Source organism: Spirosoma harenae, assembly GCF_054776975.1.
Genome location: NZ_BAAHBD010000030.1, coordinates 43,179 through 65,867, shown reverse-complemented (window position 1 = coordinate 65,867; position 22,689 = coordinate 43,179). Strand labels below are relative to the sequence as shown.

Annotated in this window: 21 protein-coding genes and 1 pseudogene; all 22 read left to right on the top strand. The window is 47.2% G+C overall.

The genetic code is table 11. The annotated features are described in order from the left end of the window. Position 1: 1 nt before the first annotated feature. The 22 genes and pseudogenes from ACYVE4_RS27030 (at position 2) to ACYVE4_RS26925 (ending at position 22,620) form a co-directional block, all read left to right on the top strand. Positions 2 to 2,182 (top strand): sensor histidine kinase, encoded by a 2,181-nt coding sequence (locus ACYVE4_RS27030; protein WP_461043487.1) that lies wholly within the window; start codon positions 2 to 4, stop codon positions 2,180 to 2,182. 153 nt (positions 2,183 to 2,335) lie between these two features. Then, positions 2,336 to 2,692, top strand: a complete 357-nt coding sequence (locus ACYVE4_RS27025; protein ID WP_461043485.1) for a PadR family transcriptional regulator — start codon at positions 2,336 to 2,338, stop codon at positions 2,690 to 2,692. 13 nt (positions 2,693 to 2,705) lie between these two features. After that, the gene (locus ACYVE4_RS27020) at positions 2,706 to 3,395 is read left to right on the top strand and encodes a hypothetical protein (protein ID WP_461043483.1); all 690 of its coding nucleotides are present in this window, start codon (positions 2,706 to 2,708) and stop codon (positions 3,393 to 3,395) included. 410 nt (positions 3,396 to 3,805) lie between these two features. Further along, positions 3,806 to 4,276 (top strand): hypothetical protein, encoded by a 471-nt coding sequence (locus tag ACYVE4_RS27015; protein WP_461043481.1) that lies wholly within the window; start codon positions 3,806 to 3,808, stop codon positions 4,274 to 4,276. Positions 4,277 to 5,227: 951 nt separating this feature from the next. Further along, complete coding sequence (locus ACYVE4_RS27010) at positions 5,228 to 6,028, top strand: CAP domain-containing protein (RefSeq protein ID WP_461043479.1); 801 nt, start codon at positions 5,228 to 5,230, stop codon at positions 6,026 to 6,028. 153 nt (positions 6,029 to 6,181) lie between these two features. Beyond that, positions 6,182 to 6,508, top strand: a complete 327-nt coding sequence (locus ACYVE4_RS27005) for a hypothetical protein (protein WP_461043477.1) — start codon at positions 6,182 to 6,184, stop codon at positions 6,506 to 6,508. Further along, on the top strand, positions 6,505 to 6,864 hold the full coding sequence (locus ACYVE4_RS27000; RefSeq protein ID WP_461043640.1) for a ligand-binding sensor domain-containing protein: 360 nt from the start codon (positions 6,505 to 6,507) through the stop codon (positions 6,862 to 6,864). Before ACYVE4_RS27005 ends, ACYVE4_RS27000 begins: the two co-directional genes overlap by 4 nt. Before the next feature lie 408 nt (positions 6,865 to 7,272). Next, the gene (locus ACYVE4_RS26995; RefSeq protein ID WP_461043475.1) at positions 7,273 to 8,010 is read left to right on the top strand and encodes a LytR/AlgR family response regulator transcription factor; all 738 of its coding nucleotides are present in this window, start codon (positions 7,273 to 7,275) and stop codon (positions 8,008 to 8,010) included. Positions 8,011 to 8,373: 363 nt separating this feature from the next. Then, the gene (locus tag ACYVE4_RS26990) at positions 8,374 to 9,315 is read left to right on the top strand and encodes an NAD-dependent epimerase/dehydratase family protein (protein WP_461043473.1); all 942 of its coding nucleotides are present in this window, start codon (positions 8,374 to 8,376) and stop codon (positions 9,313 to 9,315) included. 69 nt (positions 9,316 to 9,384) lie between these two features. Further along, positions 9,385 to 9,924 carry a nuclear transport factor 2 family protein gene (locus tag ACYVE4_RS26985; protein WP_461043471.1) on the top strand — a complete coding sequence of 180 codons (540 nt, stop codon included), beginning with the start codon at positions 9,385 to 9,387 and terminating at the stop codon, positions 9,922 to 9,924. A 60-nt stretch (positions 9,925 to 9,984) separates the two neighbouring features. Continuing rightward, on the top strand, positions 9,985 to 11,043 hold the full coding sequence (locus ACYVE4_RS26980; protein ID WP_461043469.1) for a proline iminopeptidase-family hydrolase: 1,059 nt from the start codon (positions 9,985 to 9,987) through the stop codon (positions 11,041 to 11,043). Positions 11,044 to 11,071: 28 nt separating this feature from the next. Beyond that, positions 11,072 to 11,575, top strand: a complete 504-nt coding sequence (locus tag ACYVE4_RS26975; protein WP_461043467.1) for a RidA family protein — start codon at positions 11,072 to 11,074, stop codon at positions 11,573 to 11,575. A 106-nt stretch (positions 11,576 to 11,681) separates the two neighbouring features. Next, entirely contained in the window at positions 11,682 to 12,926 is a 1,245-nt protein-coding gene (locus ACYVE4_RS26970; RefSeq protein ID WP_461043465.1) for a DUF1624 domain-containing protein, read from the top strand. Between the two features lie 71 nt (positions 12,927 to 12,997). Continuing rightward, a complete protein-coding gene (locus ACYVE4_RS26965) occupies positions 12,998 to 13,441 on the top strand; it encodes a YybH family protein (protein ID WP_461043464.1) in 444 nt (147 codons plus the stop codon). Between the two features lie 222 nt (positions 13,442 to 13,663). Beyond that, entirely contained in the window at positions 13,664 to 14,572 is a 909-nt protein-coding gene (locus tag ACYVE4_RS26960) for an amidohydrolase family protein (protein WP_461043462.1), read from the top strand. Positions 14,573 to 14,703: 131 nt separating this feature from the next. Next, positions 14,704 to 15,996 carry an agmatine deiminase family protein gene (locus ACYVE4_RS26955; protein ID WP_461043460.1) on the top strand — a complete coding sequence of 431 codons (1,293 nt, stop codon included), beginning with the start codon at positions 14,704 to 14,706 and terminating at the stop codon, positions 15,994 to 15,996. A gap of 274 nt (positions 15,997 to 16,270) precedes the next feature. Continuing rightward, a complete protein-coding gene (locus ACYVE4_RS26950; RefSeq protein WP_461043458.1) occupies positions 16,271 to 17,020 on the top strand; it encodes a sterol desaturase family protein in 750 nt (249 codons plus the stop codon). A 182-nt stretch (positions 17,021 to 17,202) separates the two neighbouring features. After that, a complete protein-coding gene (locus ACYVE4_RS26945; protein ID WP_461043456.1) occupies positions 17,203 to 17,733 on the top strand; it encodes a GNAT family N-acetyltransferase in 531 nt (176 codons plus the stop codon). Between the two features lie 253 nt (positions 17,734 to 17,986). Beyond that, a pseudogene (locus tag ACYVE4_RS26940) lies at positions 17,987 to 18,325 on the top strand (cupin domain-containing protein); the annotation flags it as partial. 39 nt (positions 18,326 to 18,364) lie between these two features. Continuing rightward, the gene (locus ACYVE4_RS26935) at positions 18,365 to 18,769 is read left to right on the top strand and encodes a hypothetical protein (RefSeq protein ID WP_461043454.1); all 405 of its coding nucleotides are present in this window, start codon (positions 18,365 to 18,367) and stop codon (positions 18,767 to 18,769) included. A 48-nt stretch (positions 18,770 to 18,817) separates the two neighbouring features. After that, positions 18,818 to 19,297 carry a YybH family protein gene (locus ACYVE4_RS26930; RefSeq protein WP_461043452.1) on the top strand — a complete coding sequence of 160 codons (480 nt, stop codon included), beginning with the start codon at positions 18,818 to 18,820 and terminating at the stop codon, positions 19,295 to 19,297. A 71-nt stretch (positions 19,298 to 19,368) separates the two neighbouring features. Continuing rightward, positions 19,369 to 22,620 carry a histidine kinase dimerization/phosphoacceptor domain -containing protein gene (locus ACYVE4_RS26925; RefSeq protein WP_461043450.1) on the top strand — a complete coding sequence of 1,084 codons (3,252 nt, stop codon included), beginning with the start codon at positions 19,369 to 19,371 and terminating at the stop codon, positions 22,618 to 22,620. Positions 22,621 to 22,689 lie beyond the last annotated feature (69 nt).

Below are 22,689 nucleotides of genomic sequence, written 5' to 3'. Positions count from 1 at the left end.
TATGAAGATCCAGCTAGCTTTACTCCTGCTGTGCTTACGCCTGACTCCCGGCCTGGCTCAGAATAGCACTCTGGTGCTGGATAGCACAATGTTCACCGCCGACCAACAGCTTTCGCTGCTTACGAACAAGGACTGGGTCTATCACTCGGGTCATAACCCGCTCTGGGCGCGAGTGGACTGGAATACAACGGGTTGGATCAACCGAAAACCAAGTGATTGGTCGATAAAAGATAGCGATCCATCAGGCCGGGCAGAGGGCTGGTTCCGGCTTCGCCTTCAGCTCGACTCGAGCTTTAAAGGCCTGCCCGTTTTCGTCCGTAAAAGTGGGTGGGCAGCCGCCGACCTCTATGTCGATGGGCGCCTGCTAGCTTCCTATGGGAGTACTGGCACCCTAGGTAAACCGTATGCGCACTACTATTTCTTCAATCAACTAGCAACGTCCGTGCCCTTTAAGCCAGGCCAAACGCACCTGATCGCCTTACACCTGGTCGATTATCCTTCCCCCATCAACCCCGGTCGGTTGAAATCAGAAATTGGCATTGACCCCAACGATTCTTTTCGTCTGGTGAGTGGCCGCTACCGAACCTCGATCATCCAGGTTATGGCTACGTCTCGTTTGTTAATTTTATTCAGAGGTACGGTTTCGCTGGTTGTGTCGTTGCTGCTATGGCTGCTTACCTGGCAACCGGTAGGCCCTAAAGAAAAATCGGTGATACAACTGCTGGCCACCCAGAGTAGTCTGGTGACTGCCAACCTTGCTTTCGCTTTCGCCTGTATGATTAAACCTTCCTGGGGTGATTTTATGGGCGTTGCTGGGCAAAGCCTGGGGGTATTGCTTGATTTTCTGGCCGTGGCGCTGCTCCTGGCGATCCTGCTGCAACTGCTCGACCATCCCTGGGCTAGCCGAGCTATTTGGTCGCTGATGCTGGTTCCAATGGTTGCTTTTTGTATCGATCATCTGGGTATTGTCCATCCGTTTCCGGTCTCGATGGTCGTCTTTGGCTTGCTGGTATTGTCCATATTGTCTACCCTGATTGCCTACCGAAAACGGCTACAAGGTGCTCAATGGGCCATTGTTATTGGCCTGGTACTAGCGCTACTGTTGGCGCTGTTAAGTGTTTTAGGTGGCTTTAATATCGCACAAAATCGAATCTCTGTGATCGGTCTCATTCTGACAACCAGCTATCCATTAGCAATCCCTTTCTCGTTTCTGGTCTATGTGGCGTTACGGTTCAAGGAAATGCTGACCGAGGTACGCACCCAGGCGTCGGCCGTTGTCCAGATTACCGAAGAAAAGCGGGAGTTACTGGCTACGCAAAACCAACGCCTGGAACAACAGGTTGAGACCCGCACGGCCGAATTGAATCAATCGCTAACCGACCTCAAAAACACCCAGGCCCAACTGATCCAGAAAGAGAAGCTGGCCAGTTTAGGCGAGCTAACGGCGGGTATCGCTCACGAGATTCAGAACCCACTGAACTTTGTCAATAACTTCTCGGAAGTCTCCACCGAACTCATTGAGGAGTTGAAGGAAGGTCCTTTCCAGAAATTGCCTACCGATGAAAAAGAGTATGCTGAGGAAATCCTGGGTGATCTGACTAGTAACCTTCAGAAGATCAATCACCATGGCGGACGAGCGTCTTCGATCGTTAAAGGCATGCTGGAGCACTCTCGTACGGAATCGGGAGAAAAACGACCGACTGAGCTGAATGCCTTGGCCGATGAATACCTCAAAATCGCCTATCATGGCTTCAGGGGCAAGGATAAATCATTCAATTGCGAACTCCTCACCCATTTTGATCCGACTCTTGAGCCAATTGACGTCGCTCCTCAAGAAATTGGTCGGGTTTTATTGAATTTGTACAACAATGCCTTTTTTGCCGTTTTGGAACAGGCAAAGAAAACGGCTGATCCTGACTATAAGCCGACGGTTGAGGTTTGCACTCATCGCCAAAACAATCAGATACGGATTCTGGTGAAAGACAACGGTGCTGGGATTCCCGACTCGGTTAAGGCCAAGATTTTCCACCCTTTTTTCACCACCAAACCAACGGGAGAAGGAACGGGATTGGGCTTATCGATCAGTTATGACATCATCACCAAAGGCCACAGCGGCACGCTTCGAGTGGAGAGTCAAGTGGGGAAAGGGAGTACGTTTGTCATTGAGTTACCACAACGTTAAAAATCCAATTTCTATGCGTAATCCCGTCTCTTGAAGCCCGAATTACAAATACTCAACTCTTTCATCGTCTCAAGCATGAACATCTTTTTGAGATTTGAGAAAAAAATTATACCTAAGATTCAGTAGTATATTGAATCTTAGGTATATTTGACGATGAATACTACTTCGCACCAGCTACTCAAGGGCAGTCTCAATGCTATCATCCTTAAACTACTAGCCAACACAGAATGGATGTACGGCTATGAGATTTGCCAAAAAGTAAAGCAAATCACCGAGGGACAGCTCAAGATTACCGAAGGAGCGCTCTATCCAGCTTTGTACAAACTCGAAGCCGACGGCATACTCATCACCAAAACCCAAATCGTGGAGGGTCGCGCCCGGAAGTACTACGCCATTGCCCAGGATCAACAAGGTAACGCCCTGAATAAACTAGCGCAGATCGAGCAGTTTCTCCTCCAGTTGCAACGCATACTGACGCCCACGGATCTTAATAAACTTCCTATTTCTTAATCAACTTATCGGTATGACTCAGGCTCAACAGACGCTCATCACGAACTTTCTGACCCAACAATGTGAGTTGGTTGAAACCACCTTTATTCAAGAGATGACCGATCACTTTGTTGTCTCCGTGGAAGCTCGCATGACCGACTCACTTTCGTTTGAAGAGGCCCTTCAGCAGACAATTGATGACTTTGGTGGGCCAACTACCATCCAGAAGATGGAATGGACCTATCGGAAAGTGTATTTAAGAAGTCTGTTACGGAACTGGTGGACACTGGTAAAAAGCCAATTCGCTATCCACAAACGAATTCGGACACTACTGGTCGTCGGCTTTGTTACGGTTACCAGCCTATACTTTGGCCTGATGCGTGATTTTATGGGTGTACTCGGCGAGACGATGCTCTGGAATTCCGTACAATGGGTGAGTATTATATGGGTTCTTATGCTGAGCTGTTTTTTACTCCAACGGGTTGCTCCCCGGTTTAAGAAAGTGGGAGTAGTTCGATTCCCCGCCTTGTTGATCCGGCTGCTTACGTATCTGCTGTGGGCTGGTACGGTGTTACTTTATGTAGGCTTTAGTAATATGGAGCTGTCGTTGCTGGTAAAAGGGGTAAGTTATTTCGCTTTGTGGTCAACGTCGGCACTATTTTATCTGGGTCTGGTGGATTTCTCGAAGCAAACCGACCCTGATTCGTGGTACTCAACCAAGTAGATCATAGATACCATCTTGATCACTGCCTCAATAATCGCCCTAATTAAAGAGCGTTTAAGGACATGCACCGCTAACAAGTAACCCCGTTTTGAGTTACTTTTTTAACTAATCAATGGAAACGGATGAAGAACATGTCGATAACCTTTCTCCTGGCGGGGGCTGTATTGGGTCTGCTTTTAGTTGTCACGGTAAACCAGGCCCGTACCAACCTAAACCGATCGCTGAAGGCTAACTAGTTGAGCGCAACGGGACAGGGCAGAGTGCCACTGCGACGCCAAGTAGGCAATTCCTCACTTGACTAATAAGAAGCGGAATGTACTGTAAATAGGAGCGATTTAGGAGAATGTAGCCCTAAAACCAAAATTTAGCTAGATTGGCTACCTGCTAACAGATCATCTTATTTATTTACTATGTTCTTGTCAATCCTGCTTGTAGCGACCACAGCCCTGTATGCCTTCTTTTTTGGCATTAGCCTCCTGCAACTGATTGCCCCTTGGGAGCAACATGTCTCAGGGCAAACCTTTGTGGCCTATCATCAGGCTATTGATCCCTATATGGCCAAATGGGCCAAGATACTGGCCCAGCTGCAACTCGGGCTGACTCTAGTACTTATGGCTATCTTTTATCAGCGAGGACTAACCTGGAGTGTTTGGTTGCTGGGTATGGCTTTAGGGATGGTGGTTACTTCGGTCATGGTGGCTATTCGTGGCAATGTCCCCTTAAATAAACTCATCCAGAGTTGGTCAGCCACCGAACTGCCAGCTAACTGGCGGAGCATTCGCGATGGTTGGTTAGGCCACCATCGCAAGCGGGCCTGGGTCAATATTGTCGGGTTTTTCTTATTGATAGCGAGCTGGCTAGCTAGCCAGGGGTCTTTATAATGAACATCCCCCGCTTTCCAAAAGAAGGTAGCGTCGGTCCGTCAGGCCAACGGAGCGGTAACAAAAGAGGCCACAATTCCGGGCATGATAAGCAAATTGGCCACCGCTTTGCTTCGGCCAGGCTCCCATTTATAGTGTCTTAGTAGCTACGAAGCGTCCACAAGTATCAGGAACTGGTTCATCAGCCCGACATCTAAGTCAGAGTAGTCGCAAGGCTCTCAATTAGATAAGCCATTTCTGAGAATCCATGTTTTTTTGATATTTTACCAAAAGTGACAAGCTTGACTACCCTAATTTTCACATCTGCATTAACTTAGTTCAGTAGCCTTGGGAAACCATTTAGAACCCTAGTCGTCGGTCTATATGGTGTGAAACTGTTACATTACCCCCGATCCAATATGAGTTTTAATTATCTGCCCGAAAGGGCATTTATTTTACACATTTTATTATTCTATAAACAGCCTATTCTGCTGTCACACCGTCCTGATACCGTTTGGTACTTTAAGTAAGGAAGTACGAAAATCGGCACGCGTTTATGCTTCCGAACTTCCTTGAAACTTCCTGTTTGGGTGTTTTCCAGTGGATTTATTTTCGTACTATTCCAGGAAGTACGAAAGTGGGCCGTATCGCCTTAAACGCCCCAATAATTGGTACACGAATCTCCCTTCGTCTCGTGAATGAGCCTTTTAAGACACGCTACCAGGAACGTCCATTTTCTTAAGCCCAAAGATGACTTCGTTTCCCTCGACGGAATACACCGGAACATTCGGCCAGATTTGATTCTTTTCTTTGCATAAGCCAATCTAATATTGAAATTACACAGATATAATAACGAGTTGAACGATTTTTGATAGTATTTGGATGATTTCTTATAATCCCTCCGCGTTACTTACCTCACCTTTGTGAACGCTTTCCGAGTCGGTTAGCCGCTTTCACAAACCTGTTTTTCCCATGAAACGCATCTTCTATTTACTGTCCTTTGGCCTGTTTCTGACTCTTTCCGCCTGTCAGCAAGACCAAACCCTAGCACCTGATTTAACCGCCGGTCAGCTCCATTCCGGCGCTAGAACGGCCGTCGATCCGGCAACCACTCTGGAAAATAACATCCAACCCTATCGGGGAAATAACCCCTTAAAACATGATGCGCAACTAAGCACTTACGCGCTTCAGCTTGCCCAGGATATCGTCAATAAGGGACTCACATTGCCGGCTAGTATCAGTGCAGTCCAGAAGCTTTATCAATATGAGGGATCGCTCACGTCAGCCAATTCAGATCCGGTGGCAGTCGTGCAGTCCTGGATCGGCGATCCGAACAAAGCGGTCGTGCTCCTCAGCAATAATTATCAGCGAATCGGGGTAGGCTACGCCAAGCGGACCGATGGCCGGTTGGTTTGGATTCTCTTGCTGGAGGGCGGTGACTTCCTCGTGAAATCAACCACTCCCACAACGCCCACGCAACCCGCTGTCAAGTATCCCGATTACAGTTTTGACTTTCCCCCTAACAAAGCACTTGATAAGCTCTTTCATAGCTACCCGGATTACAGCCAAGCCCAATTGCTACCCATTGGTGCGCCTGTGTATTGTCCCCCCATCGGAAAAGTTGTTGCCGTCGACCTAAATAGTTTTGCTACTGAAAAGTATATACTCTATTTTGCCTACGATATTCATACCAACCTTCTGTTGCATTATGATTATAGTTCCAAATCGTATGTCCCTCATTATGTGGATGGTGCCTTGTTCTATGTGAAATAATAGGATTAGTAGACGATTGGATTATTAAGCTAAGCGCCCGAATAAACACAAAGCCTGCACGGTCCGCTGTGCGGCTTTGTATTGTGGGTCACCTGTGGTAAGTGCCTGGGCCAGGGAGAGTTACTAGCCTAGGTTGGACGAATGGCCAGTCGAATGAAAAACCTACTACTTACATTCTCTCAAAATGCCCGAAATACTGGTACACAAATTTCTCTTCGTCTCGAAACTATAAAATACGCACCTGTCTATGCGTTACTGGTAATGGTCGTTTTTTGCACTTCCTGTCAAGGACAAAATAAACCACACCACCCAAAAGATACTATCAATTACACGATCAAAGACACCCTCACTGCCTACGGACCTCGTAGAATGGTTCGGAATATAAAGCAGGATAGAAACGGAAACATTTTGTTTGCGGCATCATGGGGTGGTGTTTTTGGACACGATGGAAAATCGTTTACTAATATCGCCAGTAAATAGGGTCGCGCCGATGCTGGGATGTTCTGGAAGATCGACGCGGAAACCTTTGGTTCGCTACCAGTGATTCGGGAGTTTATCATTACAATGGCAAATTCTTCCAACATTTCACCACCAGGGAGGGACTTGTCAATAATAGGATTGGGGAAATTTATGAAAATAAAGACGGTACTCTTTGGTTCGGTGCCGTAGGTGGAGCAAGCCGTTACGATCCCGGACGGGCCGTTGGGAAATCCTTTCAAACTTTTACAAAAAAAGACGGACTGCCTCATAATCATGTTAGGGCTATACTGGAAGACGAAACTGGTAAATTATGGATCGGCACAGAGCGTGTAGCCTTCCCTCGATTAGGCCAGTAAGCTTTTAGACTTTTATCACTTTTTCCTGTCTAGCATAGGCGACTGGTGCCAGACCAGTCAACGACTGATGAGGATGAAAACGGTTATACTGATCCATCCACTTATTCGATATTATACGAACCTGTCAAGTGATTCAAACAAATAAGCATCCAGTACATTGAAAAGTCAGCACCCGGAGTCCTTATAAAACTTAATCTTTTTGATAGGTTTACCGAATGCCATAAACCTTTCTTTTCCGAACGGCTTCGCTTAATCAAGTCATTGGTTTTCATAACTATAAAATTTGAGTTTACTTCGTAGCGGATTTACAGTCTTGATTACACAGCCAGCGCTACCCAGGATACGCGGTACCGAGTTCAACCTTCGGGACGCGCAGAATGATTACTTGACCAATGATCAACAAATAGAATGGACACCCCGTTGCAGTTACTCGTCGTGGAGGACGACATGATCATTGCTGCCACCATCGCCCTGCAACTCACTAAACTTGGTTATGAGGTGAGCGGGATTGTCCCTAGGGGCGAAGAAGCCATCCTACACGCCGAAACGGCCCGACCTGACCTGATTCTGCTCGATATCAGTCTCAAAGGCGCGCTCGACGGTATCGACACAGCCCATGCGATCCATCAGCGGTGGAATATCCCGATTATTTACGTCACGGCCAATACCGACGAATCCACTTTTGCCAGAGCAAAAAAAACGCGTCCCTACGCCTTCATCTCCAAGCCGATTCGGGCAATTGAGCTACAACGAGCTATCGAACTGGCCATCAGCCGCCTGGCCGACGAACCGTCTGCCTCTGCCCAACATGTCCCCGACGCGCCCTTTGTGCTCAGTGACCGGATTTTTGTGCGGCACCGCGAAAAGATCGTCAAGATTTTCATCACCGATATTCTCTACGTGGAAGCCGACCGCAACTATTGCCACCTCTGTACGGCGGACAAAGAATATCTGCTCACAACGACCCTGAAGGCGATGGAAGATAAACTTCCAGCTAACTATTTTGTGCGGGTCCACCGATCTTATCTGGTGAACCTGACGCAGGTCGATGAAGTGGGCGAAGGGCATATCGGTATTAAGGGAAAAACGATTCCACTCAGTCACAACCTGCGCGAGGCATTGCTGAAACGAATCCAGACCATTTGAGGCCGCCGGGCAAAACCGGCATTATCGTTCACACATCCGGTAAAAAAATACCCCCTTTCGGACAGTAAAAGGATGCGCTCGTCCGGGTGAACTTGGCTGGGGAATACGCTGGCGATAGTTTAGATGCGTTGTCGGCCAAATCGCTTTTCCGAATCGATTGGGCTGCTCATTTCTAAACATCCTCAATCTGCTTCCTCAACCATGCCGCTCCATTTCACTATTGCACGGGCTCAGGTGATTTTTTGCATCATCTGGCTACTGCCCACTGCCATACTGCAGGCTCAGATTATTTCCTGTCTTCTATAACCACATCTAGTCAATTCCCGTCGGGGTTTGTTGCCCGACGGCTTAACCCAAAACTTTATGCAAACAGTAGGCATCATTGGAGGAGCCGGTTTTATTGGCAGTTACGTCACTCAAAAATTTCTGAATGAGGGCTATACCGTGAAGGTATCCACTACGGACCTTGCCAAACCCGAAAAATACCAGCATCTGCATCAGCTTTTCAACGCTGAAAATCTGACCGTCAGGGAAGTGGACATAACCAACGAAGTGGCCCTTCGCGAGTTTTTACGGGATTGCAACATTGTGGTTCATAGCGGCACTCCCTTTCAATTAGCCGCCGAGAATCCGCAGGAGGAGGTGTTCGAGCCGACTGTCCGCGGAACCGAGAACTTCCTGAAGGTGGTCAGCCAAACGCCTTCGGTACAGAAGGTGGTGTTTGTGGCCTCAGTAGGTGCGCTCAACACCGCTTACCCGATGCCTGTGCCCCACTACCCTGCCGACCACCTCTATACCGAAGCAGACGAGCCGTACCTGGACCCCGAATCCATTCCCTATGCGCAGGCCAAGTACTACGCCGACCAGGCCGTGCGAACATTCGTGGCCACGCACCCTCAACCCGGTTTCGAGATCGTGAGCGTGTCGCCCACGGGCGTGATGGGTAAACCGATGTCGGCCCGTGAGGATTCGACGTCGGTGGGCCTGCAATACCTTATCAAGCATAAAATTGCTCCCAATCCGTTCGTGCAGATGATGTTTGACAACGACGTGGAGATGGCCATTGTGTCGGTTTCCGACGTGGCCGAGGGGATTTTCCGGGCCGCAACCACCGCCGGGCTGCACGGCAGGAACTACCTGCTCAACAGCGAAAGCTATAAACTATCAGACATGACGCTCATGCTGAACGGCAAAGCTCCGGTCAACGCTGCCCGAAACGTGTATAGTTATGCGTTAGCTTCTCAGGAGCTGGGCATGCAGTTTCAACCCGCCCACGTGCCGCTCAACGAGTGGGCCGACGCTTGATCCAGATATATGCCCGTCAACTAACTAAAACAGACCTTTTTCTCTAAACCAAAATCTTCACAAACCCCAATGAAAACCCAACCTACTTCGCTCATCCTGGCCATTTTTGCCGCTCTGCTCCTGTTTGCCGCCGGTTGCAATAAACCCGCAAAGGATACTGATACAAAAATGACCGACGTGTCGGCAATGACACCTGAACACAAGCAAGCGATTGAACAGGAAATTTCTTCCCTGGTGAAAGAATTCTTCCAGCAGGTCGAAAAACTAGACATTGAAACGTGCATGACCTACTTTGAAAATACGCCTGATTTTCAGGCCGTCAATCCCGATGGCACATTCGGGGATTATAACGCACTCAAAAAATTGAACGCAGATGGGTTTAGCCAGATGAAGACGTTGAGTGTCGTGCCAGCAAAGGAAGCGATTCGGGTTTTGACTGACTCGCTGGTGCTGTATACGTTCTCGATGGAACAGAATGCAACGCTTAAAACCGGCCAGAAATTAAAGTTTGAGCACGTAGCCGGAACGATGCTCTTCACCAAAATCAACGGCGCGTGGAAAGCGACGTTTTACCAGGAGTCTGCATCGCCACCGGTAGCCGTCAAGTAGTAAAGACTGAGCGCCTATAAACCTTGTAGCCTCGCAGCCTTTTTTCTATTCGATAGACCCATGAAAATCAGTCAATTTCTTTCTTCGCTCTTACCGGCCGCTTTTGCTGGTTTGCTCATTGGCCTGACCGTTGCAGGCTGTGACCCAAAACCAAACGCCGACAAGGCTAATGAACTACAAACCTACTTTGCCCCCGCCGATACAGGTATACAAACCGGGGGCGTAAAAATAATCCCGATCAAGACCCCGAAAGGCACATTCAACGTGTGGACGAAGCGGATTGGCAACAACCCAACGGTCAAGGTTTTGATTCTGCACGGCGGTCCCGGTGCAGGTCATGAGGCCTACGAGGTGTTCGAGAGTTTTCTGCCTAAAGAAGGCATCGAGTTCATTTATTACGACCAACTCGGCGCGGGTAACAGCGACCGCCCAACCGACAAGAGCTTGTGGGTGCTGCCCCGTTTTGTCGACGAACTGGAGCAGGTTCGGGTCGCTCTAGGGCTAAATAAAGACAATTTCTACGTCTACGGCCACTCGTGGGGCGGCATTCTGGGCATAGAGTACGCACTCAAATACGGGCAAAACCTCAGGGGATTAATTATCTCAGACATGATGAGCAGTGCGCCCGCCTACAGCCGCTATGCCAACGAGGTACTGGCTAAACAAATGGACCCAAAGGTGCTGGCCGAGATCAAAGCACTCGAAGCCAAAGGCGACTTCGCCGACCCGCACTATATGGAACTGTTGCTGCCCAATTATTACGAAAAGCACATCTGCCGTATGCCAACGGCACAATGGCCAGAACCGCTGAACCGGGGGTTTGCCAAACTCAATCAGGAGCAGTACGTGACCATGCAGGGGCCAAGCGAGTTTGGCATGGCGGGCAATGCCAATCTGAAAAACTGGGATCGTAGCAAAGACCTGCCCAAAATTACCGTGCCGACGTTGGTTATCGGAGCTACCTACGACACGATGGACCCCAAACACATGGAGTGGATGGCCGGGCAAGTGAAAAACGGCACGTTTCTACTATGCCCCAACGGTAGCCATTTCTCAATGTATGACGATCAGCAAACGTATTTCACCGGGCTGACTTCCTTCCTGAAAAAAGGGAATTGATCCCGTTACATTAACCAACTAAATCCCAATGAAAACCAACCAATTCACCATGAAGCTGGCCGCTTTTGCTGCCCTGATCCTGTTTGCCGTCGGCTGCAATACCGCTCCCCAAAAAGCGGATGAGAAACCAACCGCTCAATCCGATGCACCGGAGTATTTTCTGTTACGGCCCGAACTCGAAAAAGCGTATGGCTATTCCCATGCCGTTCGGATTGGCAATGAACTGAAAATATCGGGCGCGGTCAGTATGGACGAGAAAGGAAACCTGACGGCGAAAGGTGATCTGGGACAACAAATGAAAAACTGCTACGCCGATCTGGACAAAATTCTGAAGCACTATGGCTACACCTGGGACGACGTTGTGGTGGAGAATATTCTAACCACGAACATGCCCGAATTTGTGAACCAGTCGGCTTACCGAAATACGATCTACAAAAAGCAGTTTCCGACCGGGTCGTGGTTTGGCGTAAAGGAGTTAGCGCTGCCCGGCCAGCTAATTGAGATTGAGTTAGAAGCCTATAAAGTGCGCTAATTCAGGTAAGCGGACTCGATGATGAGGCTCATCGTTTTTGACAGATTCCTGCCTGAGGTTATCCAAACTATCCCGAACACATAAACGAGTGTTAGCCGCTATCGACATGACTTTTCCGCTCACCCATAAATCGGCAACCGCAGGCTCGCTCAATCCAGCGCCTTCATTCATCAAAAGCCGCATCGAGTCCATCGACGTACTGCGGGGCCTGATTATGGTCATTATGGCACTGGACCATACCCGCGATTTCTTCCACGCTCAAGCCTATACCGACGACCCGCTCAATCTGGATACCACCACGCCGGTCCTGTTCGTCACCCGCTGGATTACCCACTTCTGCGCCCCTACGTTTGCCTTGCTATCTGGTACGTCCATCTACCTGCAGGGTTTACGGAAATCGCGTAGCGAGTTGAGTCTGTTCCTGCTGAAACGGGGTCTATGGCTCATTGTAGCCGAGGTACTCCTGATTGCGCCGGCTGATACGTTTACCCTGTTTAATCCCATCACGCTGGTCGTTTTCTGGTCGCTGGGCATCAGCATGGTGTTCATGGCCGGGCTGACGTGGCTGCCGTTCCGGGCCATACTGGGCATTGGTTTAGCGATCGTTTTAGGCCATAATCTGCTGGATGCGGTAGAACAGGCACCAGGATTTACATCGGGTTTTTGGTGGGCGCTGTTTCATGGTGGCAGTCACCGTGTGTTTGACTACGCGCCTGGTCGGGTCATTGTGGTACTGTACCCGTTTCTTCCCTGGCTGGGACTAATGATGCTGGGCTACTGCCTGGGCCGGTTGTTTGAGCCTACGGTTGCAGCCTGGAAGCGTCAACAGGGACTGGTTTATCTCGGTGCCGGAGCCATTGGGTTATTTGTGGGGCTGCGTTTGCTGAATGGATACGGCGACCCCTTCCCCTGGAGCGTCCAGAAAGACGGCCTCACAACGTTGTTCTCGTTCCTGAAGGTGCATAAATACCCCCCATCGCTGCTGTACATGTGCATTACGGTAGGGCCGGGCCTGCTGGGACTGGCGCTGCTGGAGAACGTACACAATCGCGTTACGGGCGTGCTGCGCACCTACGGACGAACGGCCTTCTTTTATTACACAATCCATTTTTATGTCCAGCATACCCTGCGCATGTTAGTGTTTTTTGCCGCTGGCCATACCATGGCGGAGGCCGACAGATCGCTGCAAACTATACCGATGCGGTTTGTGCTACCCGGCAATGGAGGCTACAATCTTGGGGTGGTTTACCTTATCTGGATAGCCGTTGTCGCATCGTTGTATCCCCTATGTCGCTGGTATGATGCCTACAAGACAACGCATAAAGAGCAGTGGTGGCTGAGCTATCTATGATCAACTAATTCGGGATAAAACAACGGTAAAGCAGAAAACAGACCAGAGTAGGCAATAAAAAAATCAACACAATGAAAAAATCAATGACCTCTTTTGCATTGGCAGGAGTGACAATGTTGCTATCAACTTCAGTGAACAGCTGTAAACAGACAACCGCAGACTCCCAAAAAACAGAAATTTCTCAATCTGCGACTGTCGAAGAACTTGGACAAATGAACCGAGATTTTGGAAAAGCATTGACGGCTCACGACGCAAAAGCAGCCGCGATGCTTTATGATGAAAACGCATCTTTACTTCCTCCAAACGAACCAATAGTAAAAGGACGAGAAAATATTCAAAAATATTGGCAAGCTTTTATTGATGCAGGTGTGATTGATGCAACGACAAAAACAATTGATGCAAAAAGTGACGGTAAACTTGGATATGAAATTGGCACTTTTGCCATACATTTCAAAGGATCTAAAGGAGACACCTTGCTGGAAAAAGGGAAATATACTGAAATTTTTATAGCTTGATAGCCTTTCGGGAAAATGGATTTCACTTTACGGAATGTGGAGTGCTGACGAACCTGTGCCTACCAAATAGAAGTACGAACCCACAACAGGCGGTTTGCTACTATGCTGGCGAATAAGTTCTCATCTTTTTGTTCGCTGTTCAGCAGCAGTTTGGGCAGACGGAACCAGAAAACCAGTACAGTAACAAGCCGTAACCTTTGGGTACAATTAAAAAGCGGAATCATGACAAAAACTGCAATACTATTTACGATTTTATTTCTATCGTTTTTGTACGGAAAATCCCAACCGAAAGTCATTGATATGCACATTCATTCTTACACAAGCAGTGACTTTGGTAAACGGGAACAGGCTACCGATTTTTATGGAAATAAAGGTTCGCTAAATGCAGATAAACATCTAAAAGAAACGTTTGCTGCCTTTAAAAAAAATAGAATTGTTAAGGCTGTCGTAAGCGGTAATCCTGAAAGTGTAGAAAATTGGAGCAAAAGAGACAGTAACAACATTGTTATCAAAGGAATCCTGATGTATTCGGCAGACGATTATGGCATGGACAGTGTTAAGTTTGAACAAATGGTCAAGGAGAAAAAAATTGAAATATTTGGCGAACTAGCACCTTATTACGTAGGCAAAACTCTGAATGACTCCAGTTGGCAACCTTATTTACGCATTTGTGAAAAATATGACATACCCGTAGCCGTACACAGTGCAGGTGGTGACCCTGGTGGCACCTATTCATGGGCACCTAAGGCACGACTTGCTATAAGCGATCCTTTTTTGATAGAAGATGTGTTGGTGAACTATCCTAAACTCAGAATTTATCTCATGCACTCAGGCGAAAGCTATTATGAAAACGCACTCAGGCTGATGGCCTATTATCCTCAACTTTATTCAGATTTGGGTGTATTGTTATGGGTGGAGCCAATGGATCAGCGTTATGCCAGATTGTTTTTAAAGGCAGCTAAGGATTCAGGCTATTTACACAAAGTTATGTTTGGTTCAGACCAAATGACGTGGCCGCATGCCATCGAAAAGTCAATTAAGTTTTTAAATAGCCTGACATTTCTCACTAAGCAGGACAAGGAAGATATACTGTATAATAATGCAGCTAAGTTTTTAAAGCTAAAAAAATAACTGTGCCTGACAAACTATTGAAACGCCCGGGCGGCCCCGTTTTGCGCTAAAAACCCCCACCTGTGGCAATTTCAGACCGACACACACCACAGATAATTTGAAAACTAAAGCGATTAAAACAGGCAACTAAAATGAGACAGTTACTTTGCATAATTGGCATTATGTCAATATTGTCTTGTAATCGAAAAGACGACAAATTTTATATGCCTGCAGAGTGGGAACAGCAGGATGCGGTTTGGCTTGGTTGGGAAGCAGATAGTACACTTGGCTTTTACCCAGTAGTTATTGACATGATAAAAACACTTACACCGCACGTAACAGTAAAAATTGCTTTCGATAATGACAGTTTAATGCAAACGGCAAAGAGATATTTAACTCAGCAAAAAGTAGATACAACAAATATAAAATTCTATTTAATACCAGGTGACCGATATTGGATTAGAGATAACGGTGCAGCATTTTTGGTAAATAATAAAGGGCAATTAGGTGTAGCTGATTTTGGCTGGAATCATTATGGATTTCCTCAATTTTTAAAAGAAAAATATAATAACAATCAAGACAGTGTAAATAACTACTTAAACAAAAGGTTGCCTTCTATGACTAAATCAGGAACAGTTGATAGCTTAATGGCAATAGCAGAAAATGCCAAAATTTTTAGAACAATTGTAGTTACCGAAGGTGGAAATATAGAAGTAAATGGAAAGGGAACACTTATTATTTGTGAGTCAGCTATGAAAAATAGAAACCCTAACCTAACTAAAGAGTTCATGGAAAGTGAGCTCAAAAAAGTTTTGGGAGCATCAAAGGTTATCTGGCTCAAACAAGGACTTGCAGAAGACCCAAATGGTTTTTATAGACGCATAATGGGCAATTATGTTGGAGGGGGTGTGCAACATTCTGATGAATTTGTTCGATTTTCAAATGCAAATACAATTTTGTTGGCATGGGTAGATGAATCCGAAAAAGACTTAAATCCAATTAATAAAATGAATTATGAACGGCTTAATGAAAGCTATCAACTATTAAAAATTTCGACAGATCAAGACGGCAAACCATTTACTATTATAAAAGTCCCACTACCTGATTTAACGACAAAAAAAATCATAGCTACAAAGGGATATTCCAAAGAACCTTCTCTTAATATTCCTGCAAATCGATTTTATAGTTCAGAAGCTCCTTCCGTTGGAGATACGTTACTTCGAGTACCTGCTTCAAGTTATATGAATTACTTGGTAACAAATGGACTTGTACTTGTATCAAGTTATGTTGTGGTAGGTTCCTCAAAAGAAAAAGAAGAGCGAGTTCGTAAAATTTTTAAAACTCAGTTTCCGAATAGAAAAATTGTGTTTATAAATGCTATGCCTCAAAATTGGGACGGTGGAGGTATTCACTGCTCGACACAGCAGCAACCAAGTAAAAAATAAAATATTCTTGGTGGGCAGGTTTTAACTTTTGATAACTAACAGTAATTGTACAAGAGCAACTACCACTAACAAGATATTGGCGAAATTGAGGCAGAAGTGATAAATTTAAGCATTAGTATTTCAATCAACATTTGCACGAAATTTAACATTTGTTCCTTGAATTCCACACCTCCAGCAATACCCAAACCATTGCAGAAACTTGTGACGACCTTCTAACTAAATCGAAATGGGGGGAATTTTTGACAATATAACTACTATTAACCCTGACATTTTCATGGCAGTGATATTGGCTTGTCTATTTTCCGTAGAACAATTTTTTTCAAGTGTTGCATCATTTTTTAAAAGGGCTCCGCATTTACTAAACAGCATCTTGCTTCAATTTGGATATGCATTACTAAACTTTGGACTGGCGACCTTGGTTATTAAAGCTTTAAATTGGGCAGACGCAAATAAGTTCGGACTTTTTAATAGTATCCAATCCCCATATTACCTAAAAGTAATTTTTGGTGTTCTTTGTATTGACCTTGTTAACTATTGGGCACACCGACTTAACCACACATGGGAACTATTTTGGCGACTACACAGAGTACATCACAGCGACACAGTTATGGACAGTTCCACAACTTATCGATTTCACCCGCTTGACGCTTTGTTAGACAATTTTGCAAGTGTCGTTGCAGCCTTGATATTTGGCCTTGACGGCTCTATTTTAATTTTTTGGCTCATCTTGTATATGCCATTATTAGTTTTACATCACACTAATTTTATCATGCCAAAATGGTTTGACAAAACTTTTGGAAAAATAATTGTTTCCCCAAACTTTCATAAAATACATCATCACCAGCAACAGGAATATACAGATTCTAATTATGGATTAATGTTTATCTTCTGGGATAAGTTATTTAAAACCTTTAAGACAATACCAGTTAGCGAAATAAAGTATGGACTTTCAGAGTTTGACAAGGCTGATAGACAAAAGTTTTGGTTTTTACTCAAAAGTCCATTTATAGACGTAAAGAAATGAAAAGCTGCCACCAACATGGGGTTTTGTGCAAGTATGGCTTGACGTTGTAAGCATCAGCAGCAGTTCGCTATTGGGCTGCGGTTCCGGGCTGGACGTTCAATGAATGCCACACCTTCGGCAATACCCAAACCGTTAGCTGCAAGGCTACTACAGAAAGTAAACAACCAAAACCTAGTCAGGAAATGAACAAGAGTGAAAAAGTAAAAACAAGAACGGTTGTCATTCCTGACGACCTGGAAGCCGTTAAAAAATTATGGTTCGATTATTTAGTTTGGGGGAACGACAACATGCAGGAACTCTATGGCGTCCATCCCCATAATCCAACAGAAGCTGTTGAACAGGACATCCAACAGATTAGCAAGTTTCAACCGCCTTACGGACAGCTAATCCTGGCTGGTTATGACGGTAAACTATGTGGACTTGGAAGCCTAAAACGTATCAACTCCGATATCGGTGAGATAAAACGAATGTTTGTTGATCCAGCTAGCAGACGAATTGGGACTGGACGAGCGATCCTCGAAGAACTTCTACTTGAAGCGAAAAAAGTCGGTTATAAAAAAGTTCGGCTCGATAGTCCCAAGTTTATGGAAGCCGCTCATTCCTTATACAGAAGTGTTGGATTCCGTGACATTGACGCGTATCCAGAAATGGAAATCCCCGCAGAATTTAAAGACTATCTGCTGTTTATGGAATTGGATTTAACTGACAACTAGTTATCTATTTAAAAAATAAAAATCGACTCAAAATGCAAAGGCGAAAATTAATTCAGTTGTTTCTTTCGATAGTACCGATTGCAACGATCACGCCTTTTCTTACAAATGCCCAGGAGAAACTCAGATTACGAAAAGGAGGATTTAAAGTAGAAGCTGATAAAGACCGATGGAATGAGGATACGATTTTTGGGAAGGAAAAAAATATGAAGTGTAAGTTTCAGGTAAAGACACTAACAATAGTTTATATGTTGTAGAAGAGAATGACCCCGTAGATGCTGGCCCACCTTTACATATTCATCCGAATCAAGATGAAGTGTTCTTTATCACAAAAGGAAATTACCTTGTAAAAATTGGGGATGAGGTATTTAATCTTAAAAAAGGCGACACTGCGTTTGCACCAAGAAATATTCCTCATTGTTTTCTTACAATTGGAGAAGGTCCTCACCAAATGATTCTCACCTACCAACCTGCGGGTAAAATGGAAGAGTTTTTCTACAATAGAAAAAATCCAGCCTATACGGACGGAAAAACTCTTGAGCAGCAATTTAAGGAACATGACATGGAAATTGTCGGCCCTAAACTCACTAAATAAAAACCGATCTTAAAACAGTCAAACCAAACAATCAAATCCATGAAACAACTCCTGATTTCCCTCTCTGCTCTTTGGCTGCTGGTTAGCCTCAGTATGTCGTCATCTGCACAGGCTCAACAAACGGCAACGACTCAACTCAAAAGTATCCACCTGTTCGATATGCCAGCCGGTGTAACGGAGGCCCAACTGTCGGCGGTGATTGGCGAGTTGAACACGGTCATTAAACGCCTGGGGTACAGTAACGCCGGATACACACTCTACAAAGTAGAGGGAAAAGGAGCCGACAAATACCGCTACTACTTCGAGGGCAATTGGCCCAATGCCAACGTGTACCAGAAAATCCACGACGACAAATCGTTTCAGGAAGCAGACAAAAAATTGGGTCTAGTGTACGAGAAAATAAAAGCCGTTGAACTCTACCGTCGCTTAGTGAAGGTGCCCTAAATCGCCTAAGCCAAACTAATGAGAACCAATTCATTTACCTGAATCCTAATGCTCACTTCCTCCCTACGTATCCTGTCCATTGTTCCGGCCCTTCTCCTGTTTGCCGCCGGTTGTCATTCACCGGCACCGTCAACGCCCGCTACGGCCGAAGACCTGTCCCAGATGAACCGAGATTTTGCCGCTGCGATCAATGCTAAAGATGCAGTGGCGGCTGCGAACTGCTATACGGACGAGGCTACATTGTATCCGCCCAATGAGCCTGCCGTTACGGGTCGGGAGGCCATTCTCAACTACTGGAAGGGGGCTATTGACGCGGGCGCCACTAATGTATCCGTCAAAACGATTGCTACGGGTAGTGAAGGGAATCTGGGGTGGGAAACGGGTCAGTTCCGGATGGACGTAAAAACGCCCGATGGGAAAGTTGTGGTCGATAAGGGCCGGTACACCGAGTTGCTCAAACGCAATACAGACGGGAAATGGGTCTCCATGATGGGTATGTGGAATGCCGATGCACCACCTGTCCCTTGACAAATCACCTTCGCTGGCTCCGAAAACCTATTTTCGTATCTTGTGAACTACAGCATTCCGGTTGTCCCAATATGGGTAAATACGTTGTTTTTAGGTGGCTTCTCCTGCTATTGTGCCTGTCCGCACCAGACGGGCAGGCACAATCCACGGTGCTTTACTTCGACGAACCCCCCAAAGAGACGCTGGGCCGCAACCGAAATCAAACAACCATTAATCGATTCTTTACTGACCGCGACGATTTTCTCTGGTTCGTCACCGGCAGTGGTCTGAGCCGGTACGACGGCCATGAGATCGTAACGGTACGCTCTGATCCGGCGAATTTGAACTCCCTCTCCTCGGCGCGGGTGGCGGATATGATTCAGGATGAGCGAGGTACGTTCTGGATAACCACCCGCGACGGGGGCCTGAATGCCTACAATCAGCGAACGGGCAACGTAGCCCATTTTCGCCACCTGCCAACCAACAATACCAGTTTATCGTCGGATAAGCTTCGGTTTCTTCAATGTGATGAATCCGGTTATCTCTGGATCGGCAGCGATTATGGCATGAATCGATTCGACCCCAAAACAGGTAGTACTGTCCGTTTTTTGCCTAAACCCGGTGAGTCAGGGCAATTGCAGGGCAACCCGCTGTCGCCCATTCTGATTGAATCGCCGAGCCAGTCCAGGCCGGGCCAGTCCAGGCCGGGCTATATTTACGTTTGCACAACGGCCGGGTTCGAGCAGTTTGACCGAACCCGTAACCGTTGGCAGTGCTTTCCGACGGTAACTAAATCCGGGGTGCCCGTCATCAACGCTACCGATGGTCTCAATACAATTAACGGCCTCTGCAAAGATCGTCGGGGCCTGATCTGGATGGGGGTTCCGGACCAAACCGGGCTGCGGGTTTTTAACCCTAAAACAGGGCAAATCAAGTGGTTCGATGGTCGAACAACCGATGGCAAACCCATTTCGTTTCCAAGAGTGATTCTGGAAGATCGGGCGGGGCGGCTTTGGCTTTGCTGCGATAACGACATCTTCCGCATTTCAGCCGACCGGACCATTGTGGAGCAATGTACACCCGTAGCTATCAGCAATGGGGAACAACTCAGAGAGCTGGTAACGCTGTACGAAGATAGACAGGGGTTAATCTGGCTGGAGCGGGCGAGCGACAAAAATCCGCTTTTTTTCGACCCCCGTCAGGAACGCCACCCCAACATTCCACTGCCAAAATTTACTAACACCGCCGGTGGGGTTCCAGCCCGACCCGTAACGGAATCCCTCATGCCCGACGCGGAAGGCTTCCTTTGGATCAGTACCGATCTAGGCCTGATTCGCTATAATCCGGCCCGGAATGAAATGAAGATTGTACTGAAACAACCTCTCACCTATTTCACCCTCACGCTGCCAGGTTTGACCGGGACCGGCCCCGATCACTACCTCCTTGTAGGCGCGGAGGCTGGCCTGTTCGTTTACAACAAAAAGACGGCTCGTTTAACACCCGTCCGTTTAGATAAGACTGGACGTAATACGATCCCAAATGCCATCGCTTCGGTTATTGACCGGGATGGCGACCTCTGGATTTCGACCTGGGGGCAGGGGCTCTTCCGCATTCCGAAGGGCGGCTTATCAGTCGAGACGGGGCTGGTGAGTAGCTATGAACAGTGGAAAAATGATCCCACCAATGCCAACAGTTTACTCTCAAATACGCTCCAGAAAATTGCGGTCGATGCCCAGAACACCGTGTGGGTCTGCGGAGCCGCTCATGGGCTTAGTCGGGTAAACAAACGAACCCGGCAAGTGCAGCGGTTTGTACTCCGGCAAGGCGACCCCTACGGACTGGCCAGCAACTATACCTTTGCGCCCCTGATTGATAAACAGGGTGATGTATGGATAACGAGTGGGTATGCGGCTCCCTTACAAAAGCTGTCGGTCAAAACGGGGCGATTCAAAAAATATGGTGCCGCAAACGGGTTCACGGACGATTATTTTGCCCACGCTACCCTCGACAGAACCGGCAAAATCTGGTTCAACCAGCATCAGGTGGTATCCTGTATCGACCCTCTTACGGAACGCGTAACCACGTTTCCGCAGTTTGTCGGCAACTCAGTTTACTCGACGCCCATTACCGCACTGGCGACTACCGGCGAGATTTATTTCGGCTGCCAGAACAACTTACGGCGATTTGGGCCAACCGATACCATCCATACCATTCCTAAAGCTTCATCACCGCTGCGGTTGGTGGGCGTTTCCTGCTTCGACACCGACGGAACGCAAACCATGCGACCCCTGCCTCTGGATCGCTGGCGAGCCAATGAACTGACATTGTCGCACCAGGAAAACACCCTGGAGCTAAAATTTGCGCTTTTGGATTACCGCAACACCAGCAGTCGTGCCTATGCCTATTCCCTGACCGGACCGAATGACGAGCCACAATGGATAAGCATTGGCCCCAAAAACACCGTTGATTTTGCCCAGATGAAGCCGGGAACGTACCTGTTCCACCTGAAAGCCCGCAATAGCGACGGAATTTGGACCAATCTGGCTCCCCTCCGCCTACACATCAGCCCACCCTGGTGGCAAAGCCTTTGGGCCTATGCGGCTTATGCGCTGCTGCTGCTACTCGGCTTTTGGTACTTATTGAAGGTCCGGCTGCGTGAACAAGCCCGTGAACTGGCCCTGCAGGAAGCCGTCGTCATAAAGCAACAGCGCGACGAGATTGCTCAGAAAAACGCCCAGAACGAACTCCTGCTGAAAGAGATTCATCACCGGGTCAAGAATAATCTGGCCGTGGTGTCGGGGTTGCTGGCCTTGCAGTCAGCGAAAGTTACCGACCCTAACGTATTGGAAGCGATCCAGGCCAGTCAGAACCGGGTACAGAGTATGGGCATCATTCACCAGAAACTGTATCAGGGCAAACAATTGGGGGTTATTGAAATGCGAGACTATTTCATGAATCTGGGTGAAAGTATCCTCCATTCATTCGATGCCGTAGGCCGCATCACCATCGATTGTTCGATGCCTGAACTGGTATTAGATATCGACACAGCGATTTCCGTAGGACTACTAACGAATGAGTTAATCACGAACTCGCTCAAATATGCCTTTATCGATAAGGATAGCGGCATCATTCGCATCAGTCTGACGCGGGTGGGCGACGATTCATTACTGCTACAAGTGGCCGACAATGGTACCGGCAAGCCCCCCGTGGAAACGGTCAATGGGTCGGGCTTCGGCACCCAATTAGTGGACCTGCTTGCCCGCCAGCTTGAAGGTATTCTGACCTACGAGAATCAGGACGGCACACTCGTCAAACTCCGCTTCAAGCGGCCAGCCATTACCTAAGTCCAGTCAAAATCAGACCCCTGCATTCGACCATTTTCTTATCTGGCAACCAAGTTCCGGCTTTCGATA